We start from the raw sequence: 16,166 nt of genomic DNA, 5'->3' as shown, positions 1-16,166 counted from the left end.
TTCGTCCACTTCTGTTTTTATATAGTAAGAGAGTTTTGCGCAATAAGAAAAGGTGAGAAGGTTAAATGTGGCTAGTCTAAAGAAACGCAGATAAGATATCTAAAACATTTTTTTAGAATAGCCAACTCGGTGTTGCTTGAAATTTGAGTAGACGTAGAGTGTGGTTAGCGCAGCGTAACCCGCCTAATGTATAATCCCAACAGCCAAAGGCGGGTTACGTTTTATCCTCACTCTCTACGAGAGTTTGGTAAAACTAACCCACCCTACGCTAAATCAAAGAAACCAACACTATATTGAATTTATTAATAATTAGTCATTATGTTTAACAGACTGACCACTAGACTTATTGGTCTTATTCATCACCTGACTGGCCATCATAGTATTGATAATACCGCTCAAGGTATCTGACTTGCCCGCAAGGCCATCAATGGCTTTACCGATAGAAAGCGACTTGGCAAAGTTATCAAAGAAGTGCGCTTCACCGCCGACAATATCGATTTTGGCTTTTTGTAGCGCCACTGCCAATACTTCCGCGTTTTCTTTGGCAATCTCTTTACCTGCTTCGATCGACGCCATCGCTTCTTGCAATGCAGTCTCAAGACCCATACGGAACTCTTCGTGCTCGCGTGCCTCTTTGCTCATGCTGCCCATGGCATTGAACTTTTCGACCAGACCATCGGCCTCGGCTTGGAAGTGCGCGCGGGTAACTTCGGCTTTTGCCAAGCCAACTTCACGCTCTGCCTTGGCATTTGACTCACCACGAGCGGCAATAATCTCTGCTTCTGCCATACCGATGTCACGCTCAGCTCTTGCTTTAGATTCACCGCGAGCAGCGATGACCTCAGCATCAGCCATGCCTTTTTCGCGCTCAGATTGCGCTTCAGCTTGTCCAGTAGCTTTGATGATATTGGCTTTAGCAATGCCTTCTTTTTCAAGCGATACTGACTTGGCTTCTTGAATGGCTGCTTCAGCGAATCCATGTGCCGACTCTTCGGCTTTGATACCTTCGGCAAGCTTGATTTTGGCTTCTGACTCTTTGGCAGATGCTTCAAGATTAGCCGTTGCAAGCGTAGTGATTTCCACCGCTTTATGCTTGGCTGACAGCTCTTCTGCTTCCGCCTTTTTGACCTGGCGCACTTTGATTTCTTCAGCGTCGGCTTCAGCTGCCAATACGCGTGTCTGCTTAGAGCGATCTGCTTCGCTGACTTCACGGACTTCTTTGATGCGCTCTTCTTCTTGCGCGACCGTTTTGTCCACTGCGATACGTTCGCGAATGACGTTAGCGATTTCTTTTTTCTCAAGTTCAATCGCGCGTTCTGCTTCGATACGTTGCAGATCCACTTCACGCTCACGCGAGACGATTTCAAGATCACGAGCACGAGTCACTTTCTCTTCTTCGATGACGACCGCACGCAGACGGTTTTGTTCGGCGACTTCGATTTCACGCTGTTGATTTTCACGCTGAATCGCCAAATCTTGCTCGACCATGATAATCGCGGTTTCAGACTTTTTACGCTCTTCTTCTTCGATCTTGCGGGTCTCCGCGGTCTCACGTGCAATGACAGAAGAGATTTCACGGTTTTGCTTGGCTTCAGCATCTGCTTGTTGACGCTCAAGCTCGAGCATGGCTTCGACGGTTTCGACGTTTTTCTTCTTAACTGCAAGCTCTTCGTCGCGCTCAAGCTCATTGGTGATGACGTTTTGGAAGGCCGTTAGCTGAGTAATCTTTTTGATACCCTCGGCATCCAAGATATTGCTTGAATCTAAGGACGCTTTTGGGGTTTGCTCCAAGTAATCAATTGCCACGTCTTCTAGCACATAGCCATTTAGATCGTTGCCGATTTCCTTGACGATACTGTCACGAAACTCACTGCGGTTTTCAAACAATTTAACAAAATCAATTTGCTTACCGACCGTCTTTAGGGCTTCTGAGAACTTGGCATTAAACAGCTCATTCACTGCAACCTTGTCCGAGGCTCTATCAACTCCAACTGATTTAGCAACTTTTAGTACGTCTTCGTCGGTCTCATTGACACGCAAATAAAACGCCACCGTAATATCGGCACGCATGTTATCGGCGCAAATCAATCCTTCTTTACCACGTCTATCCACCTCTAAGGTGATGAGCGAGATGCGCATCAATTCTTTTTTGTTGATAATCGGCCAAACAAAACCACCATCAAAACGTACGGCTATTTTATTAACCCCGTTAATGATGAGTGCGGTGCCTTGATCCACCTTAAAATAAAAGGCTTTGAGCATCAAAAGCGCTGCCATGATGAAAACAAACGCCAGCACTACAACCACGCCGACGATGATGAGTATGTCCATATTTATTCCTCTAATTAAAACAGTTGCTACAATGCCTGCCAATAGATGACTTATCGTTTATACATTGCCCAATCGTTATGTCGCTACTATTCTTGAGTTAAGTTTTGCCAAAATTTATTTGTCTTTAACAGAAGCAACACGGTATGCATTGGCTTCTTCTAGATACTCAACCAATACCACTTTGTCGCCTTGTTTTAGGGGTTGTTCGACAGTGTCGCTATCTGGTCGTATTCTGAGTATCAAACCTGCACCGCCATCATTCAGCTCAGCTTCGCCATGTTTGTCTGTCACACTCAGCGTCCTTACTATCGCCGTCTTACCTAGGTTACTTGAGGCATTGCGCTTAGGGATTTTGGCGATGTTTTTGCGGATGGGTGAAATAATGACACCCGTCAACCACATCGACACCACCAATACCAAAAGTAGCGCCCCTGTGCCAAACACATAATAGAAAATGCCAGCATCCAAGTATTGGTGTAGCAAACTGGTATAGAGATAGCTGAGTATCCAACCGATCAGGCTGACCAAGGTTAGTATGATGATTAAAGGCACGCCATAAAGACCAAACTTAAGCATAAGACCCGTAAAAAAGCCTGTCGACGATAAGTTAGAGACATCCACATCAGCGCCTGAGTCGCTAAGGTCTACAGTGTCCATATCTGCCATCCCGAGTAAAGACACTACCCAATATAAAGTGACAAACATCACCAGACCCGTAAAGACAATAGTGGGATATAAGCTGATTTTAGTGATGAATATTGCAAAAGATTCTTGCATCGATCGCTCTCTCCTTTTAACCACTGAATTCAGTAGCTTTTATAACTGCCACATACATGGCTTGGCGCTATATCATTTGGTTTTTATAGTATAAAAGCTCAACACGCCCTCATAAAATATTGCAAAAGGTCAAATAACCCAGAATCAACTTATGTTTCTGGATTATTGATTATATATACATTTCATTACATATCATATAAATATCCCCATTAATGACCCCATCCATTAACGACCCCATATCGGTGAGCGCACCACCCCGCCCGCCTGACTGCTAATGGTATAGCTTGTATTACCTGATAGTGAATGGACAACCAAACTTCCAACACCTTGCGCAGTGCGTGTGGGATAAAGCGCATAGTGACCAGATGGCGATAGACGTGCTGGCTCATCCAGACCTGTCTCTGCCAAGTTCATTATCTGCCTAGTGGTGAGGGTCATAATCGCGGCTTGGCGACCGTTCAGATACGCCAAACGCTGGTTGTCAAAGCTGAGCTGAGGACTGGCTGCATAGTCTTCTGTGCTTATTTGAGTCGCTCTAGCAGTGGCAAAGTCATAGCGATATATGCGAGGACGCCCAGCGCGTTTTTTATCACTAGTATAGACGAAGCTTTGCCCATCACTGGCATAGCTTGGCTGCACTTCGGTACTCGGCAGCGTGGTGAGCTGTGTAGTACTACCCTCATCCAAGTGCAGCTCATAGATATCGGCATTGCCACCGACTGTTGAGCTATAGAGCAGCTTTTGCCCATCGGGTGAGAAGGACGGAGACAGATTACTGCCATTTGTATCGACGATCAGACTATGCTTTTTACTTTTGCGGTCATAGATATAGATCTTGGGTTGCTCGCGTGGGGATTGCTTACTATAAGCCAGTAGTTGTCCATCGGCTGACCATGCCGGCGCATAGATGTAGCCATTTAGCTGATCTATGAGCTGCCTGTCACTGCCATCAGGACGAACACTGTACAGGCTAGAGACTTTGGCAGATCCCGCCCCTTGCTCCTCTACATAGGCAATCAGCCCTTGGCGATCTACTATTGGCATCTTTGCAGTCAGTGGATTGCTAACCATGCTACTAGCGGAACTCTGAACGCCAGTCGTGGGCAGGGTATTACAAGCACTCAAAAAGATACTGAGCGCAGCAGTAAGACCAGTGATAGCGTTGCGTTTGCTCAGCAAACGCTGACTGATGGTAAAGTTAAACATAACAATGAACTCAATTAAATATTGGCTAAAGACAGTTATTAAGATGTATGGATAAATCTGGAAAGCTCTAGGGCGTGTCCTCATTTTTAAAACTAAGAACACGCTCTAGTGTAGCTGAATCTGTATTGGAGTTTTAGATAAAATAAGCCAAAAAAAACCTCACTACCTAATAGTGAGGTTTTTACATTGCTGGCTATTTGTTTTTAATCATGGTCATTTTTAAAAATTACGATTAATAATTGAAATAATGACAGCTTATTTATCGACCGCTTTGAAGTGCGCCACTTGATTGTCATTTTTGATCGTCAAGATAGGTAGGTTGTCCGCATTTTTGCTCATGCTATATTTGCCTTGCACCGTTGCCAAAGTCGCGGTATCAAAGCTGGCTTGTGGCTCAGGGCAAGCCATCATCGTGGCCATGACGTTATTAAGCTGTACGTTGCCATTTACCACACTGTATTCTGCAGCAAGATTATTGCAAGTATTCACAAAAGCCACGCGATCAGTGCCGTTATCATTCATAAAGTTTAGCGTCAAAGGCTTGGCGGGATCAAAGAATAGCTGAGTCACTTTTTCGCCATTGCTGCGCTTAGCATCGACAAGCTGCCAATTATGGGCTTGTAATGCTTCGGTAGTAATCGGTTGGCTCACTGGAGCAGTGACGCTTGGAGTCGTCTGGCAACCGGCAGCAAAGGTACCGACAGCTAGCGTTGTCGCCATCATTAGTTTGGTCATGTTTTTCATATAAGCTCCTACAAGGGTTAAATTAGACCTTAATATAAAGATAAGGTTTAAGATTCTGGTTTTTATGATGCTTGATTTATTGTTTTAATCGTTTATTTAAGGTTTTTAATCATTTATATAAACAACACTATTATTATGCATGACAAACAGGCGCTTGTCATGACAGATTAGGTATATGCTTCAGCCATACTTTGTGCTGCGATCTGTCCTATACGTTTATTTTTCTAAAGCTATTTACGTACTTATTAAATCAAACCACCCTACTGTTCAGATAAACCAATTATCACAATGACTTATAGCAAAACCGTCAATCCTGCATTTATGATATAATTCGCCTAAATTAACCACATAACTATAAGTACAGAGATGATGACTAACAAATCCCTTATCCAATCCCCTGAAGCCATAGAAAAAATGCGTGTGGCTGGTAAACTTGCTAGCGATGTATTGGTGATGCTCGATGAGCATGTGCAAGTCGGTATCAGTACTGAAGCTCTGAATCAAATTGCCCATGACTATATCGTCAATGTGCAAGATGCCATTCCAGCACCGCTTAACTACAATGGCTTCCCCAAATCAATCTGCACCTCGGTCAACCATGTCGTCTGTCATGGCATCCCAACTGAGAACAAACTGCTCAAAGATGGCGACATCATCAATATCGATGTGACTGTCATTAAAGACGGCTATTATGGCGATACTTCAAAGATGTGGATCGTTGGTGATGGCTCTATCATGGCACAGCGTATCTGCAAAGTGGCACAAGACGCTCTCTATGCTGGCATGAGCGTGGTAAAAGATGGCGCCCGCTTAGGTGACATCGGTGCCGCTATCCAAGAAGTGGTCGAGCCTGAGCGTTTCAGTATCGTGCGTGAGTTCTGTGGTCACGGTATCAGTGACACCTTTCACCATGAGCCGCAAGTGATGCATTATGGCAAAAAAGGCACAGGCATGGAGCTTAAGACTGGCATGACCTTTACCATCGAGCCCATGATTAACCAAGGCACATGGAAGACTAAAATCCTGCCAGATGAATGGACAGCCATCACCAAAGATCGCAAGCTCTCGGCACAGTGGGAGCATACCATGGTGGTGACGGATAACGGCTGCGAAGTATTTACCACTCGCCCCGAAGAAGATTTAAGCTTTTTGACTCAGTAATATAATGAAAGACCGCTTAGGCGGTCTTTTTTTTTGGTCATTTTATTAGGCCGTGTTGCACATCCTCTAATAGCTTTTACCACTCGTATTCAGATATTATAGCTTATGCTTGGTATTCGTTTATGTATTGCTTCTATACTCTTAGTAACTAATAATCTATCATTTTTAATACCCCTATTTTTAAATTCTCAATTGGATAACTCTCATGTTTACTTGCGATGTCGCCTCCATTTATATCACTCCGCTGCCGCCATTATTGACATCAGAGGCGACAGTATCGGAAGGCTCAGATAAGTCTTTGCTCGGTATTCCAGAGTGGTTGGCGCAGATCAATGAGGATATCAATCGGGCGCTTGAGCGCGGAGCCAACATTCGTCAGTTAGTGGCGGCACGTGCCTGTGCGATTGATGTTTTGCTTATCGCTTTGTTTGAGTGGTTTGAGCTTGATCAGACGGATTTGGCGTTGTTTGCCAGTGGCGGTTATGGTCGTGGTGAGCTGTCGTTATATTCAGATGTCGATATTTTATTGATGTCGCCTGAAGAGATACAATCTGACGCTAGCGCTAAGATTGATGGCTTGGTGGCGATGCTGTGGGATATTGGACTTGAGCCTGCGCTGTCTGTACGGACTATCGATGACAGCCTAGAGGCTGCTCGTGATCACACCGTTGCCAGCACCTTGCTAGAAGCACGGCTATTGACCGGTAATGAAGCATTGCAAGAAGTACCCATCGATATCGTCAATCAGCTGTGGTCACAACGGGATTTTTATGAAGTAAAGATTAAAGAAGCCAAAGCCCGTTACCTACGCCACAACGCCACTGAGTACAATCTAGAGCCAAATATCAAAACAGCACCCGGTGGCCTACGTGATATTCATATCATCGGTTGGGTGACCAAACGCTACTTTCGGGTTGGCAAGCTGTATGACTTGGTACAACAAGACTTTTTGACCGAAAAAGAATTTGATGAATTAAGCTTTGCTGAGAGTTTCTTATGGCAGATACGTCATTACCTGCATGAGCTGACTGGCCGCAATGAAAACAAGCTGCTGTTTGATTATCAACGTGATATTGCTCAGCGCATGGGCTATGAGTCGCAGCCAGATGATCAACCCAATGCGGCTGTTGAGCGTTTTATGCGCGACTACTACCGCTGTGCGATGCAGATATCGACGCTCTCTGAGATGCTGATTAACCATTACTATGAAACTATCATCGAGCCAGAGTTGCCAGAGAACGAGCAGCCTAGCAAACGCCCACTGAACTCGCATTTCAATAGAATCGGCGATCAGATTGCTATTGCCCATCATCGTGTATTTGCTCAGCATCCCGAAGCTATTTTGGAGATGTTTTTGCTGATGGGGCAATACGGCATCAAAAAAGTGCGTACCCGTACCCTGCGGGCGCTAAAAATCGCTGCACGCGGTATTGATCAGACTTATCGTGACAACCCAGAGCACCAAGCGCTGTTTTTAGCCAACCTCAAAGAACAAAACTATCTCTTCCATCGTCTGCGTGCCATGAATCGCTATGGTGTCTTAAGTAACTATGTTCCTGCCTTTGCACAAGTCACTGGGCTCATGCAATACGACTTATTTCATCGTTATACTGTGGATGCGCATACGCTGTTTTTGATTCGCATCTTACATCGCTTTACCGATGCCCGCTACTATGACGATTTTCCGCTGGTCAGCGCTATCTATCAAAGAATTGAGCGCAAAGAGATTTTGGTATTGGCGGCGATGTTCCATGATATCGCCAAAGGTCGCGGCGGCAATCACAGTGAGCTTGGAGAGACTGAATCTATTGCCTTTTGTTTGGCGCATGGTATGAGTAAAGCTGATGCTCATTTGGTTGGTTGGTTGACGCGCCACCATCTGTTGATGTCGATGACCGCGCAGAAAAAAGACATTTCAGATCCTGAAGTCGTGACTGTGTTTGCTGACTTGGTCGGTAATGTCACCCACCTCAATCATCTGTATGTATTGACAGTTGCCGACATGAACGCGACCAATCCACAGCTATGGAACAGCTGGCGGGCGACCTTGATGAAACAGCTCTACTCACAAACACGGCGCATCTTGCGCGCTGATATTGATGCACCTACCAATCGCCAAGACATGATCCATACCACCCGTAAGCAAGCTCTACAGATGCTAGATAATGTCGACAACCAACATATGGATCGCGATGCGGTGCTCAAACTCTGGGATGACTTGGGAGATGAATATTTCTTACGAGAGATTGCCGAGGATATCTTATGGCATACCGAAGCCATCTTGAACCATCCACCTATCGGTCTGGCCTCTGACGCTGACAGTGCGCCTTTGGTGGTGCTACGCGAGCATAGAGAGCTGGCGCTTGATGCGGTACAAGTCTTTGTCTATACCCACAATCAGACCAATTTATTTGCTGTGACCATGGCGGTGTTTGATCAGATGAATCTAGATGTGCTCGACGCTCGCATCATTACTGCGACTCGTGACTTTGCTTTGGATTCTTATGTATTGCTTGATCGTAGCGGCACATTATTGAGAGATGAGGACAGTCAACAAGAGCTCAAACAACGCCTGATTGATGCCTTTAAAAACCCCACGGTGCCAAAGCTTGCACAGAAGCGCATTCCACGCCAGCTCAGACATTTCAACGTACCAACCGTGATAAGCTTTGAGTTTAATGAGGCCTCAGGTCAGCATATCATGAGCTTGCAAACGCTGGATCAGCCAGGACTACTGGCACGTGTCGGACAAGTGTTTTTGCAGCACAAGATTGAGGTGCATGCCGCCCGTATTACCACCTTAGGCGAGCGCGCAGAAGACATGTTTTATATCAGCGATCAAAATGATGCGCCATTATCGCAAGCCAAACTGGATATCTTGCAGGAAGCTATAACCACCACTTTAAGTGTACGCAGCGACGGCAGCCATGCTTAGATCAGCCTAGGCCAATATATTTAGAGGGTATGGAGAGAGGTTAAGCAGGATGAATCAAGCTTCTATATACCATCTCCCCAGTATGGGGTAACAAACCATCTTCGACAAGCTCAGGCGGTAATACTTCGGACTCGATTTGATGCTGCGCGAGTATCAAGCGTCCAGCATCGATCTCTTCTTGCAATAATTTTTGCAAGCTGGCCATGCGAAATTGCGCATCGTAGCGCTCATAAACTTGTTGCAAAGAAATAGGTGCGTTGGCATGTATCTCAGGAATAATACTATCTGACGCTAAGATAATCATTTCATTCAAGGCTTGCTCACGTGCCAAATCTGCCTGATCAATCTTAGTTTGCAGATGAGCAGCTAGCTTTCCTCGCGAGGCAAACATCATTACAAAAATCAGCGTTTGCACCCCGAATACAGCACTATACTGCCATACACTTAACTCTATATTTAGCACTCTGACCAAGAGCAGCAGTGCAATAGCTACTACCACGTAGCTGGCCATTTGCCATAAAAACCACATGATGTCCCTACTCTCTCCATACCAAAATATCTTGCGCTCTTTAAGAGTAATGAGCTGCTGACGTGCTTGCCACCACTGCTGCTCACGCTGTTTTAACGACTCATGAGACTCAGCGCTCAGTACATTGCTGTCACTTTTATGGAAGTCTTTGGTGTTAAGGTTATTAACTTTGGGCGCATTGAGCATATTCATTATCCTGACCAGCACCAGCCATCAATCATGGCGGTGATAGACTACATCATCAAAAAGGAAAATAGGTAAAAATAGTGGTAAGTAGGAGAAGAAAAGGACAAAAAATAAGAGAAGTGCTACACTGCTTGAATGTAATTTTTCTTTATACATTTATTATCAACTGCCTATTATAGTTACTATACTTATGAATCACAACTTAGCACACCTGCACCCCTACCCATTTGCAAAGATGGCTACCTTACTTGCCGACAGTACGCCTGCAGCCGCCTACTGTGAGATCAAGCTTGGTATCGGTGAGCCAAAACATGAGCCGCCAGCATTTGTACTGGATATCTTGCAAAAAAACCTAGACAAGCTGTCTCGCTATCCAACCACCAATGGCACCTTTGAGCTGCGTCAAACCATTGCCCATTGGCTTGAAAAAAGGTTTTTCTTAACTCATGTCGACGCCAACTCTGAAGTATTACCTGTGATGGGTACGCGCGAGGCTATTTTTAGCTTCGTACAAGCGGTGATCAATCATGGCGAAAGCAAAGAGACAGAGCTTCAAAACAGTACCGACAAGGCTCCGCGCGCTCCGACTGTGGTCATGCCCAATCCGTTTTATCAAATCTATGAGGGGGCGGCAATACTTGCGCAAGCGACGCCGTACTTTGTCCCTTGCACCTCAGAAAATGGCTATAAAGGCGATTATCGTACTGTTCTCAAAGATGTCTGGCAACAAACACAGTTACTGTTTGTCTGTAGTCCAAACAATCCTACTGGCTCAGTGATGACGATGGATGACTGGGAGGCGCTCATTCGCCTATCGGATCAATATGGCTTTATCATTGCCAGCGATGAGTGCTATAGCGAGCTGTATTTTGACAAAGCGCCCGTTGGCTTACTACAAGCATGTGCAGCGCTCGGTCGTCATGACTTTAAGAACTGCGTGGTATTTCACTCTTTATCCAAACGTTCAAACTTACCTGGACTACGCTCAGGCTTCATCGCAGGTGATGCATCCCTCTTAAAGCCATATCTGCAATATCGCACCTACCAAGGCTGTGCGATGCCGATACCGCATCAAATAGCTTCTATCGCCGCTTGGCAAGATGAAAAGCATGTGGCACATAATCGCGCCCTGTATCAAGAAAAGTTTGCATTATGGATGGCTGAGCTGGGCGAGCTATTAGACTTACGCATGCCAGAAGCTGGGTTTTACTTTTGGATAAAAGCGCCTGAGAAATTCAACGGTGATGACGAGGTTTTTGTGAAAGCATTGTACGAGCAAGCCAACATTCATGCGCTTGCAGGACGCTACCTATCGCGTGAAATAAATGGCAAAAACCCTGGCAAAGGTTATGTTCGTATCGCTTTGGTCGCCAGTGTCGAAGAGAGTCGCGAGGCGATTGCGCGTATTAAAAAAATGCTTGGAAAGTAAGGTATGTTTACCATATTACGCTAATTTAGGGTAATGGCACCAAAACCATAAATTTATTGGGGATATGAACCTTAATTAATGCTATATTAAAAATGCACTTTTATTGCATAAGTTTATCAAGGATGATGCCATGCCCCATCTTGACTTTACCCAACCTCCATTTGATGTGTTACGACAGGCTGAACGCCAAAGCCTCAAAAAACACACCCAAGTTCGCTATCTTGCTGCCGATGAAACCCTGCCTGCCGAAGATTTAAATCATTTTTTTGTGGTGTTAAAAGGACAAGTTGAGCAAACACTGGATGGGGAGTTTGTTGGTTCTTATCTAGGCAGCAAACACTCATCTGAGCAGCTCAATAATAATGACTGGTTTGATAGTCGCCGCACACCTGACTCACAGGATATTGGCAACACTGATACTAAGTCATATCAATATCGCGCGCTAGAAGATAGCTTATTGCTGCAAGTAGCAGGAGAGGCCATCGACAAAATCAGCGCACAAAACCATCTGGTGCGCCAGTTACTATCCGACAGTCTACCTGAGCGCTTAAAAGCGCTACAACAGCGGCGTAGCAATCAAAGCCCAGCATTAGGATTGCGCAAAGAAGACTATAATGAGCAGCAAGAAGTACAGCAAATCATGCTGCAACCTGTGACTGACGTCACTTTGTTACCTGTCCGTGTTATCGATGCTGATAGCAGCCTATATCATGCTGCGCATACCATGATCGAAGCAGGACTGAAACACGTCTTGATACGTCCAGCAAGCAATCCATCAGTCTCATCTTCAGATACCAATGATTCAGAAGGCGGTGCCAAAAATAGTGAAGCACAGTATTCAGATCATGACTTAGGTATGTTGAGTGACGCTGATATTTGCCGCGCTGTTAGTGAAAAGCAAGATCCAGCCACGACTCCTTGCCAGCACTTTGCAAACTTTAATCTGCGTACTGTCAATACCGATAAGGAGATTGGCGAAGCGTTAATGATAATGACCCGCTACCGCATTCATCGCTTACCAGTCATCGATGATAGCGGGAAAGTCGTTGGCGTACTGGCACTACGTGATTTGCTGGCGTATCTTGGTCAGCACTCACAGCTGATCAGTATCCAAATCGAACAAGCAAAAGACTTAAACAGTCTAGATACGGCAGTCGAGCTAATTGGCCGCTATATTCGTGCGCAGCACCAAAACGGCGTCAAGATAGGTATCGTCAGTCGCATGGTTCAGACGCTAAACGCGCAAGTTTTTACCAAGCTTTGGCAACTGATCGTCCCTGATGAAGTACTAAAAAATACCTGCGTGATTGTGATGGGATCAGAGGGCCGCGGTGAGCAAATCATGCGTACCGACCAAGATAATGCGCTCATCATTCGTGATGGCTACTCTCATCCTGATCTGGCCGAGTTTGCTGAGACCTTCAATAATCAGCTAGCCACTTTGGGTTATCCACTGTGTGATGGCAATATCATGATGACCAACCCAATGTGGCGGCTACCGCTTAAAGAGTTCAAGTCACAAATCAGCTTATGGTTCAAAAACACCGACCCCATGCACAGTATTTATATCTCCGCCATCCTCGATGGCGAATACGTCTGCGGTGATGAGTCGCTATTAACTGAAGTGCGCGAGCATCTAAAAACTGCCCATAGGCAATCAGACCCTATGTTTGTCCGTCAGTTCGCACGTGCAGCGCTGCAGTTCGGTGATATCAATCAATGGTGGCAAAAACTGGTACCCTTATTGGGTGGCAAGCCCAGCTCTCATGATGTTGATCTAAAAAAAGCGGGCATTTTTCCACTGGTACACGGTATCCGTGCCATGGCTTTGGAACACGATATTTTACAAGTACCCAGTACCAAAGATCGACTCAAAGCCTTGGTGCAAGTGCGCGCCTTGAGCAAAGATCGTGCGAATACTTTAGAAGAAGCCTTAGAGTTCTTTATGGCGCAGCGGCTATCCGTTGCACTATCTACCAACGATAAACATGCTAAGCAAATCGACCCCACTACTTTGTCCGCGCTTGAGCGTGACTTATTTAAAGAATGTCTGGCAGTGGTCAAAAGCTTTAAAATGCAGCTACAACAGCATTATCATTTAGAAATATCATAAAGGAATTATAGACTGATATGAGTTGGCTTAAGCAGTTATCTTCTTCTTGGCAAAAGTCGCAACTACAGCGCCCAGAGCTGGAGTCGATGTTTACAAAACCAGCTGCCAATCAATGGGTAGCGATTGACTGTGAGATGACAGGGCTCAACCCAAAAAAGCACCATCTATTATCGGTTGCAGCCATTCATATTAATGGTGATACTATCGATACTGGTAATGGCATGCATTTGGTTTGCCGGCCACCTGTGATGCCTGATCGCGATACCATTGTGATTCACGGCCTGCGCACCGCTGATGTTGAGAACGGTATGAGCTATGATGAGATGCTGGCGCTGCTGTTACCTTTCATTGATAATCGGCCAATAGTAGGGTTCTGTCCGCAGATAGACATCGGCTTTTTAAATCCTCTGGTCAAACGTTATATGGGCGCCACTTTACCCAACGATGTCATTGATGTGCGCCACTTATACAGTCGGCGTATGAGCGGCCAAACTCAAGGTCTCCCCAATCAATCTCAGCATCTAAACAACATCCTTGCGCATTATAATATTCCTGAACTCGGCACCCACGATGCTTATAACGATGCCGTCATGACCGCCATGGCATTTTTGCATGTACGCTAAAACCTGTCATTAATGGTGACAGAGGCTTCATCAAAGTGCTACAAAAACAGCAACTCATGATACCATAGGCTGTTTTTGCCACCTGATGATAGGTTGCTCATGCAACTCATCTCCAAACCTAATAATGACCCTACAATGACTACCAAACCCACACCTCTTTGCACGCACTTACGAGCACTTAAGCAGCATTACAAGCCATTATCAACATTAGCATTATTTGCAGCAACCACTTTAGCATCGCTACAGACGCAAGCAGCCTTACCAGCCGCCATCGAAGCGGCGTTATTACGTGCAGAATTGACACCCGATGATATCAGTATCATCATCACACCAGTGGGCGATAAAAGCGCCAGTCGATTGCCGCCGCCTATCGAAGTTGTTGATAGTATCAAGGCGACTACTGTATCGAACACTGGCGATCAAAAAGTGACTCAAAACGATGGTATGGATAGTAAAAAAACATCAAGCCATCTTATCGCCCCCAGTACATTAGTCACTATAGAAAAGCGCACCATCAAAAAACATGAGCAAAGCCTACAGGCATATACCGATGATGTTTATACTTATCTAAGCTTAGAGAGCGTACCATCACTGCTACCAGATGAAGCCAAATCAGCAACTGCAAGCAACAGCAATGTAAGCAGTAAGGATAACGCTAAGACCTCCTCTATCAAAATCTCATTTTCACCCATACTGCAGCATCAAGCGACACTCCCGCGCACGCCTGCCAGCACTATGAAGCTCGTCCCTAGCTTTATCGCGCTAGATACCTTGGGTGGCGACTTTGTCTGGCATACACGGGTTTATCATACAGGAATTATCATTGGCGAGCGCTTACATGGCGACTTGATCGTCCAAGGTAGCGGTGATCCCAAGATGACGCATGAGCGCTTACAGCAGCTGCTTTATCAGGTGCAAAAAGCAGGTATCCGTCATATCAACGGTGACATCATTATCGATAGCGCTATCTTTGACAAGGTTAGTAAAGATCCTGCGGCATTTGACAACTCACCACTGCGTCCTTATAACGCCAGTCCTGATGGGTTTTTGGTCAACTTTAGTACCATAGGTATCCAAAGCCAGCCCCTAAATGAGGGACAAGCAAAGCTAACCTACACCCCAAAACTGGCCAATTACCAATTGCCAAACACTGTCAATATACGCTCTGCTGCTTGCGGTCAAGCGCTCTACAGCCTAGCGCCGCAGTGGCAAAGCACAAAACTAACCCTTAATAACGACTTGCCAAATAGCTGCGGTGAGCATATGTTTTATGTCGCCTACCCAGATGCAAAAGACTTTGCTACCCGTGTGCTCGCTGGCAAATGGCAAGAGCTTGGCAATACGCTGAGCGGTAAAGTCATCGCCCAAGAAACGCCTTATCAGTCTAGTAAAAAAGCTGAAGTAGCCCGAGGCTTAGCGGCACTACCTGTCTCTCCTCTACCCCTCGTCAGCTATCCTTCTTTGAGTTTGACTAAGCAGATTTATGACATTAACCATTTTTCTAATAACGTCATGACCGAACAAGTTGCTCTGTCATTAGATGCTTATGGTCATGGCAAAGCAAATGTCAGCAACCCTAAAATAACTGGCAATAATAAAACAAATAAAACAGCGGCTGAAATGGCCGATAGTAAAACCTCTGCAAAGAAAACAACCAGCTTATACCAATTTGGACAGCCTGCATCAACGAACTACCCTGCTGCCCTACAGACCATGACTCAGTGGTGGCAGAATAACTTGAGCACGCCGCCGCCACATCTGACCAATGGCTCAGGGCTTTGTCGAGACTGTACGGTAACGGCAGAAAACCTGAACGAGCTACTGACTTACGCCTATAGTCATCCAAGCTTCGGCGCTTACGTCAACTCACTAGGCATCGCTGGTGTCAGTGGAACCATTGCCGCTCATAGCGAACGCTTACCCGAGTCGGCAGCGACTGGGCGTGCATGGATAAAGACTGGCACGCTAAACAACGTCACCTCGATGGCAGGCTACGTCAAAGGACTGTCTGGGCAAGACTATGTGGTGGTTGGACTCATCAATAGCGAACAAGCATTGAACGCTTATACTGCCAGACCCGTACTAGATGCGATGCTCGACTGGACTGCTCAGCAATGATAATGAATAGCCAG

11 protein-coding genes are annotated in these 16,166 nt (G+C 45.6%); 6 read left to right on the top strand and 5 right to left on the bottom strand.

All coding sequences use genetic code 11. From position 1 onward, the window contains the following. Window positions 1–309: 309 nt before the first annotated feature. From JMY01_RS01825 to JMY01_RS01810, 4 genes are all read right to left on the bottom strand, one after another. Entirely contained in the window at window positions 310–2,331 is a 2,022-nt protein-coding gene (locus JMY01_RS01825; protein WP_201573974.1) for a flotillin family protein, read from the bottom strand. 114 nt (window positions 2,332–2,445) lie between these two features. Beyond that, window positions 2,446–3,108: an OB-fold-containig protein gene (locus JMY01_RS01820; RefSeq protein ID WP_201573973.1), complete on the bottom strand. Its 663-nt coding sequence runs from the start codon at window positions 3,106–3,108 to the stop codon at window positions 2,446–2,448. A gap of 225 nt (window positions 3,109–3,333) precedes the next feature. Next, window positions 3,334–4,314 (bottom strand): PD40 domain-containing protein, encoded by a 981-nt coding sequence (locus JMY01_RS01815; RefSeq protein ID WP_201573972.1) that lies wholly within the window; start codon window positions 4,312–4,314, stop codon window positions 3,334–3,336. Window positions 4,315–4,569: 255 nt separating this feature from the next. Beyond that, a complete protein-coding gene (locus tag JMY01_RS01810; protein WP_201573971.1) occupies window positions 4,570–5,058 on the bottom strand; it encodes an META domain-containing protein in 489 nt (162 codons plus the stop codon). Between the two features lie 366 nt (window positions 5,059–5,424). Between JMY01_RS01810 and map the strand changes: the two genes are divergently transcribed. Together map and glnD are read left to right on the top strand one after the other, a co-directional pair. After that, entirely contained in the window at window positions 5,425–6,219 is a 795-nt protein-coding gene (gene map, locus JMY01_RS01805; RefSeq protein ID WP_201573970.1) for a type I methionyl aminopeptidase, read from the top strand. A gap of 205 nt (window positions 6,220–6,424) precedes the next feature. Further along, entirely contained in the window at window positions 6,425–9,154 is a 2,730-nt protein-coding gene (gene glnD, locus JMY01_RS01800) for a [protein-PII] uridylyltransferase (RefSeq protein ID WP_201573969.1), read from the top strand. Between the two features lie 40 nt (window positions 9,155–9,194). Here the strand turns inward: glnD and JMY01_RS01795 are convergent, their stop codons facing one another. Then, the gene (locus JMY01_RS01795) at window positions 9,195–9,875 is read right to left on the bottom strand and encodes a hypothetical protein (RefSeq protein ID WP_227677625.1); all 681 of its coding nucleotides are present in this window, start codon (window positions 9,873–9,875) and stop codon (window positions 9,195–9,197) included. Window positions 9,876–10,059: 184 nt separating this feature from the next. Here JMY01_RS01795 and dapC point away from each other — a divergent pair, with 184 nt between their 5' ends. The 4 genes from dapC to JMY01_RS01775 all read left to right on the top strand — a co-directional run bounded on the left by dapC (window position 10,060) and on the right by JMY01_RS01775 (window position 16,152). Beyond that, window positions 10,060–11,298 carry a succinyldiaminopimelate transaminase gene (gene dapC / locus JMY01_RS01790; RefSeq protein ID WP_201573968.1) on the top strand — a complete coding sequence of 413 codons (1,239 nt, stop codon included), beginning with the start codon at window positions 10,060–10,062 and terminating at the stop codon, window positions 11,296–11,298. 130 nt (window positions 11,299–11,428) lie between these two features. Beyond that, entirely contained in the window at window positions 11,429–13,411 is a 1,983-nt protein-coding gene (locus JMY01_RS01785) for a DUF294 nucleotidyltransferase-like domain-containing protein (RefSeq protein WP_201573967.1), read from the top strand. A gap of 17 nt (window positions 13,412–13,428) precedes the next feature. After that, the gene (locus JMY01_RS01780) at window positions 13,429–14,034 is read left to right on the top strand and encodes a 3'-5' exonuclease (protein WP_201573966.1); all 606 of its coding nucleotides are present in this window, start codon (window positions 13,429–13,431) and stop codon (window positions 14,032–14,034) included. A gap of 135 nt (window positions 14,035–14,169) precedes the next feature. Further along, window positions 14,170–16,152: a D-alanyl-D-alanine carboxypeptidase/D-alanyl-D-alanine-endopeptidase gene (locus JMY01_RS01775; RefSeq protein ID WP_227677624.1), complete on the top strand. Its 1,983-nt coding sequence runs from the start codon at window positions 14,170–14,172 to the stop codon at window positions 16,150–16,152. Window positions 16,153–16,166: the final 14 nt, after the last annotated feature.

Origin of the sequence: Psychrobacter sp. H8-1, from assembly GCF_904846575.1 — a bacterium.
GTDB lineage: Bacteria > Pseudomonadota > Gammaproteobacteria > Pseudomonadales > Moraxellaceae > Psychrobacter > Psychrobacter fulvigenes.
Note: the sequence above shows the minus strand (reverse complement) of the source record. Positions and strands in the feature narration are given on the sequence as shown.

Bases quoted from the DNA above. Each gene is read 5' to 3' on its own strand.
- JMY01_RS01825 (WP_201573974.1), bottom strand. From the start codon at position 2,331: ATGGACATACTCATCATCGTCGGCGTGGTTGTAGTGCTGGCGTTTGTT.
- JMY01_RS01820 (WP_201573973.1), bottom strand. From the start codon at position 3,108: ATGCAAGAATCTTTTGCAATATTCATCACTAAAATCAGCTTATATCCC.
- JMY01_RS01815 (WP_201573972.1), bottom strand. From the start codon at position 4,314: ATGTTTAACTTTACCATCAGTCAGCGTTTGCTGAGCAAACGCAACGCT.
- JMY01_RS01810 (WP_201573971.1), bottom strand. From the start codon at position 5,058: ATGAAAAACATGACCAAACTAATGATGGCGACAACGCTAGCTGTCGGT.
- map (WP_201573970.1), top strand. From the start codon at position 5,425: ATGATGACTAACAAATCCCTTATCCAATCCCCTGAAGCCATAGAAAAA.
- glnD (WP_201573969.1), top strand. From the start codon at position 6,425: ATGTTTACTTGCGATGTCGCCTCCATTTATATCACTCCGCTGCCGCCA.
- JMY01_RS01795 (WP_227677625.1), bottom strand. From the start codon at position 9,875: ATGAATATGCTCAATGCGCCCAAAGTTAATAACCTTAACACCAAAGAC.
- dapC (WP_201573968.1), top strand. From the start codon at position 10,060: ATGAATCACAACTTAGCACACCTGCACCCCTACCCATTTGCAAAGATG.
- JMY01_RS01785 (WP_201573967.1), top strand. From the start codon at position 11,429: ATGCCCCATCTTGACTTTACCCAACCTCCATTTGATGTGTTACGACAG.
- JMY01_RS01780 (WP_201573966.1), top strand. From the start codon at position 13,429: ATGAGTTGGCTTAAGCAGTTATCTTCTTCTTGGCAAAAGTCGCAACTA.
- JMY01_RS01775 (WP_227677624.1), top strand. From the start codon at position 14,170: ATGACTACCAAACCCACACCTCTTTGCACGCACTTACGAGCACTTAAG.